Origin of the sequence: Azospirillum sp., from assembly GCF_035628975.1 — a bacterium.
In the GTDB taxonomy this organism is placed as follows: Bacteria; Pseudomonadota; Alphaproteobacteria; order Azospirillales; family Azospirillaceae; genus Azospirillum.
The window spans coordinates 1-5,344 of sequence record NZ_DASPIS010000039.1; the positions used below are offsets into that span (position 1 = coordinate 1).

Below are 5,344 nucleotides of genomic sequence, written 5' to 3' on the forward strand. Positions count from 1 at the left end.
GCTTGCGGGACGAACGGCAGTGCCCATAGAGTGCGGATCCAGGCAGTCAGAACGAGGGCCGCAGACCTACCAGACCGCGCCCCGCCGCACCACTCCTACTCAGCTTAAAGTAGCATCCCGCTCAGCGCCAGCCGGGACGTGCCTGCCACCAACAAGCTCTGAGAAAGACCACGTCGGAAGGCAGCTGCAGCCGGTTCAGCGCCGAGCCGGTGCGCTCATTGAAACCGCGCCCACAGTCCCGGCAGCGGAAGCGCCGATACCCGTGTGCCGTCCGGTCCGAACGCTCGCTCGTCCTCGCTGACTGGCAGTGCGGACAACGCATCCGTCTCCTCCTCCTTCTCGCTGGGAGAGGAGATCTGGGAAATGGCCAAGCTCTCGGCAACTTGGCGCGAGCCCTGACATAACCGTCGGCGCATGACGTCTACAAACATGCTCTGTAGGGCTTCGCCCGGCCCCAGCCCGATCCTACATGGGCGCTTTTTCCACCACGCCCCTGGACGTTAGCCCTTTTCAGATCGGCGCGTATCGAGGCTCCAGGGACCGCCTCCGGCAAAGGCGAGATACAGGAACACAAAGCAATAGAGAATTGCTGCGTCTCCACCATTCAGGACCGGGAAGAAGCTGCGAGGTGCATGCGACAGCCAATAGGCAAAGGCCATCTCACCGGAGAGGATGAAGGCGACCGGCCGGGTGAAGAGGCCCAACACGAGCAGCGCGCCGCCAACCAGTTCCAAAGCCCCGGCGATCCACGATAGGGACATGACGGCTGGCGGACTGGGGTGCGCCGGAAACCCTAGCAGCTTCTGCGAGCCATGCTCGAAAAAGATAAGCGCGGCGACGATCCGCAGGATGCTGAGGATGCGTGGTGCCCAGATTGTCTGAAGATGGTCGGTGTTCATGTCTGGTGTTCTCCTGGAAGGTGTTGGGATGCGGATCGAATTTCATCAAGCACGGCCAGAGCCGCTGGGGATAGCATCGCCCCCTCGCGTAACGAGATGCCGATCTGGCGAACGGTCTTACCCAAAGTGACAGGCAATTCGATGAGATCGCCCGCAGTGATTTCGTAATGCAACTGGTGCGGCGAGATGGCCGTCAGCATGTCGCTGTTCTTCAACAGGCCACGCAGCACGGCCAGATCGCCGGTTTCCACCGAACAAATCGGTGGTTCAATGGCGAGTTCGCGAAACGACTGGTCGATCAGCCGGCGCCCCGGCGCCCCTGGCCGGGGCAGTATCCAGCGTTGCGGCAGCAGGTCTTTCAGCGATGCCGGCGCGCCCGCCAGCGGATGTCCGGCCCGCGCGATAATGCCCAGCCGGTCCTCGAACAAGCTTTCGGTGATCAGACCGGCGTTCCGTTCCCCCACACGCAGGGCACCGACGATGAAGTCGATGTCGCCGTCGCGCAAGCCTGCCACCAAGGCCTCGTAAGGACTTTCCACAGTCGTCACGCGGATATTGGGGTGACGTTGCAGGGTCGCTGCGATGGCGGTCGGCAGGACGTGTGTCCGGCCCAGCGGCAGGGCGCCAATGGCGATGCGGCCCTGCATGGTGCCGGCGATGGCGGCCACGTCGGACTGCATGTGTCGCAGCTCGGCGACGATGCGCTTGCCGCGCGAGACGATCAGCGCGCCGGCGTCGGTAACGACCATCCCCTGCATCATACGCTGGAAAAGCGGCTGTCCCAGCGCGCTCTCCATCCGTGACAGCGCCATGCTGGCGCCGGCTTGCGACAGCCCGACGTGGGCGGCGGCGGCCGACAGGTTGCGCAGCTCCGACACGCTGATGAGAAGCATGAGCCCACGGCCGTTAAGCAGCAGGTTGGTGACGGCGTTACGCTCGAACGTCTGCTGGCGCTTTGCGAAACGGGCGACCTCTTCCAGCGCGCCGGCGATTTCGTCGGTGATCCGGCGTGCCCGGTTGCGCACCGCCTCGCCATAGGCATTGAGCAGCATGCCGCGGGGCTTGCGTTCGAACAGACCGACGCCGAGGCTGTGCTCCAGTTCGCTGATGGCTCGGGCAATCGCGGACGATGCCTTGAAGATCACTTCGGATGATCGCGCAATCGATCCCGTCTCCGCCACCGACAGGAAGTCGCGGATGTAACGCAGGCTGTTCGCGATCCTTTCCGGCGTTGACGCAAGCTCGGTCATCGCAAGTTCCCGCTTTGCCGCTGGCCCGTACAGGGGCGAGATGTTCCACGCATTCTAGTCCCCCCGTTGCGACCGTGGCACGCACCATCACGCCACACGGGCGCAAGATTGCGCTTGGGTAACGTGACGCCGCTCCTCGTGCTGGACGGCAAGGTGTTCTGCAGCCGGAGCATATCCCCGTGCAAGATATCCCGGAATGCGGCATCACGAAATTAGGATGCGCGATCAGGGGATAGCAACGGTGTCGCTGGGCGACTCGACTATAATGGCCGTCATCGCCCCACCATTCGAGCAGACCGATGAATCACAGCGCTGCGACGGCGTTCGATCTCACCAGGATCGCCTGTGTGTGGATGCGCGGCGGCACCTCGAAAGCCGCATTCTTTCGGGTCCAGGATTTGCCGACCGACCCAAAATCGCGCGACCGCCTGCTGCTGGCGGCGATGGGAACCCCCGATGCACGGCAGATCGACGGCATCGGCGGCGGCACCCCGCTGACCACCAAAATCGCCATCATCTCCACGTCCGGCGACGATCAGGCAGACATCGACTATCTGTTCGGCCAAGTCGTGATCGGCGAGGACCGCATCGATTACGCGCCGACCTGCGGCAACATCCTGGCCGGCGTTGGTCCCTACTCCATCGATCAGGGGTTCGTGCCAGCCGAGGACGGCAAGACCATCGTGCGCATCCGCATGGTCAACACCGGAGGGCTCTGCGAGGCGGTGGTGCAGACACCGGGTGGGCGGGTATCATACACCGGCGAAACCCGCATCAGCGGCGTGCCGACCCCCGGCGCCCCCATCGAACTGGGCTTCCGCGACATCGCTGGGTCGAGCTGCGGCGCCCTTTATCCTACCGGCCGGCGCCTCGACGTGATCGAGGGCGTTGCCGTCACATGCATAGACAACGGCATGCCGGTTGTGCTGATCCGCGCCGAGGATGTCGGGGCTACCGGCTACGAGACGCCGACGGATCTCGACGCCAACGCCGAGGTGAAGGCGCGCGTTGAGGCCATCCGCCTCGCCGCCGGTCCGCTGATGGGCTTGGGCAACGTGGCTGGCAAGGTGGTGCCGAAGATGACCCTGGTGTCGCCGCCGCGCGACAGCGGCCACCTGAACACCCGCAGCTTCATTCCCCGCAAGTGCCATGACGCCATCGGCGTCCTGGGGGCGGCCTCGGTCGCGACAGCTTTCGACGACGAAGGCACCGTCTGCGCCTCGCTCGCCACCGGCCCCGCCGGCTCTGGCGTGCGCGACATCTCGGTGGAGCACCCCACCGGCGAATTCACCATCAGGCTGAGCGGCGGCGGGGAGGGCGAAGCGCCTTCGGTTGCCCTGCTGCGCACCGCCCGCCCCCTCTTCGAGGGGCATGTGCTGGTACCGCCCGCCACCGCCGCATAATCAGAGTCTTGGGAGGAAACAATGAGTGCGTCCGCCACTCTCGAAATACGCTCGTTCATCGACGAGCGTCGCATGTCCCCGCGTCAGTGGGTCTTGACGGTTCTCTGCTTTCTCATCGTGCTGGCCGACGGAATGGATGTAGCCATCATGGGCTTCGTCGCCCCGTCCATCATCGGTGAATGGGGCATCTCGCGCCCGGCATTCGGAATGGTCATGGGGGCCGCGCCCATCGGCTTGGCGGTCGGCGCCATCTTCGCCGGCTCGTCTTCGGACTGGTTCGGGCGCCGGCGCGTGCTGCTGGCCTCGGTGTTGAGCTTCGGCCTCTTCACCCTGCTGACCGCCTTTGCCCGCAACCCGACGGAAATGGCCGTCCTGCGCTTCCTGACCGGGCTCGGCTTGGGCGCCGCGATGCCCAACACAACGACGCTGCTGTCCGAATACGTGCCACAGCGTTCGAAGTCGTTCCTGCTGGCGACGATGTTCACCGGCTTCAACTTCGGCTCGGCCCTGATCGGCTTCGTCGCCGCCTATCTGCTGCCGATCCATGGCTGGCAGTCGGTGCTGTATTTCGGCGCAGCCATCCCGCTGATGCTGTTCCCGCTGCTGTACGTGGCGCTTCCGGAGTCGGCGCGCTACATGGTGGTCCGCAACATGGCCCAGGACAAGATCGGTGCCGTGTTGTCGCGCATCTCCGGCACCGATCTGAGCGGTTACAGCCGTTTCACGCTCAAGGAGGAGGCGGTCGCGGTCAAGCAGCCCATTGCCGTCCTGTTTACCCGGGCTTTTGCGCTGCGCACCTTCACGCTGTGGGTGACCTACTTCATGGGTCTGCTGGTCATCTACCTGACCACCAGTTGGCTGCCCACCATGATGAAGGACGCCGGCATGACCATCGACCGGGCAGCCAATGTGACGGCGATGTTCCAGCTCGGCGGCACGATTGGCGCGGTGCTGGTGGGACTGGCAATGGACCGCTTCGGTGCCAACCGCACCATCGGCCTCGCCTACGCCCTGGGCGCCGCTGCCCTGGTGATCTTGGGTGTCGGCGGACTCCAGTCGGCGTGGCTGGCCATGATCGTCGGTGCCGTCGGCTTCTGCATGAGCGGTGCTCAGACTGGCCTCAATGCATTCGCACCTGGCTGCTACCCCACGATGGCGCGCGCCACCGGTGTAAGCTGGATGCTGGGCGTCGGCCGTCTCGGCAGCATCCTTGGGTCCTCGATTGGCGGCGTGCTGCTGGGCTTCGGCTGGGGGTTCGAAGGGATTTTCTCGGCACTCGCCGTCCCAGCCATCCTCGCGGCGATCGCTATCATGGTCAACAGCCTGTCTGTGCGCTCTGGGCAGGCCAAGGGCTCGGACAATCCCGGTCAGCCGGCCCGCGCCGGTAGCTGAAGCAAAAACACAAGGAGGAACACCCCATGGCACGCATTATCGGCGGTATCGCCTGTTCCCACACCCCGACCATTGGTTTCGCCGTGGACGGAGACAAGCGCAACGACCCCGTCTGGGCGCCGATCTTCGAGGGGTTCGAACCGGTCCGCCGCTGGCTGGTGGAGAAAAAGCCCGACGCGCTGTTCATGATCTTCAACGACCATGTCACGTCGTTCTTCTTCGACCATTATTCGGCTTTCACGCTGGGCATCGATGAGCGATACGGCGTTGCGGACGAAGGCGGCGGCGCGCGCGACCTGCCTCCGGTTCGGGGCCACGCCGCCCTGGCGCAGCACATCGGTGCCTCGCTGATGGCCGATGAGTTCGACATGTCCTTCTTCCAGGACAAGGCGCTGGACCA

The 5,344-nt window shown here is 64.6% G+C and carries 4 protein-coding genes and 1 pseudogene; 3 read left to right on the forward strand and 2 right to left on the reverse strand.

The window, feature by feature from the left end:
- Nucleotides 1–500: 500 nt before the first annotated feature.
- Nucleotides 501–899: a DoxX family protein gene (locus VD964_RS08540; RefSeq protein ID WP_324867546.1), complete on the reverse strand. Its 399-nt coding sequence runs from the start codon at nucleotides 897–899 to the stop codon at nucleotides 501–503.
- On the reverse strand, nucleotides 896–2,149 hold the full coding sequence (locus tag VD964_RS08545) for a LysR family transcriptional regulator (protein ID WP_324867548.1): 1,254 nt from the start codon (nucleotides 2,147–2,149) through the stop codon (nucleotides 896–898). The genes VD964_RS08540 and VD964_RS08545 overlap by 4 nt, the downstream gene beginning before the upstream one ends.
- A gap of 299 nt (nucleotides 2,150–2,448) precedes the next feature.
- Here VD964_RS08545 and VD964_RS08550 point away from each other — a divergent pair, with 299 nt between their 5' ends.
- From VD964_RS08550 to VD964_RS08560, 3 genes and pseudogenes are all read left to right on the forward strand, one after another.
- On the forward strand, nucleotides 2,449–3,552 hold the full coding sequence (locus VD964_RS08550; protein WP_324867550.1) for a 4-oxalomesaconate tautomerase: 1,104 nt from the start codon (nucleotides 2,449–2,451) through the stop codon (nucleotides 3,550–3,552).
- 21 nt (nucleotides 3,553–3,573) lie between these two features.
- Nucleotides 3,574–4,944, forward strand: a complete 1,371-nt coding sequence (locus VD964_RS08555) for an aromatic acid/H+ symport family MFS transporter (protein ID WP_324867552.1) — start codon at nucleotides 3,574–3,576, stop codon at nucleotides 4,942–4,944.
- Between the two features lie 26 nt (nucleotides 4,945–4,970).
- Nucleotides 4,971–5,344, forward strand: a pseudogene (locus VD964_RS08560) (gallate dioxygenase); the annotation flags it as partial.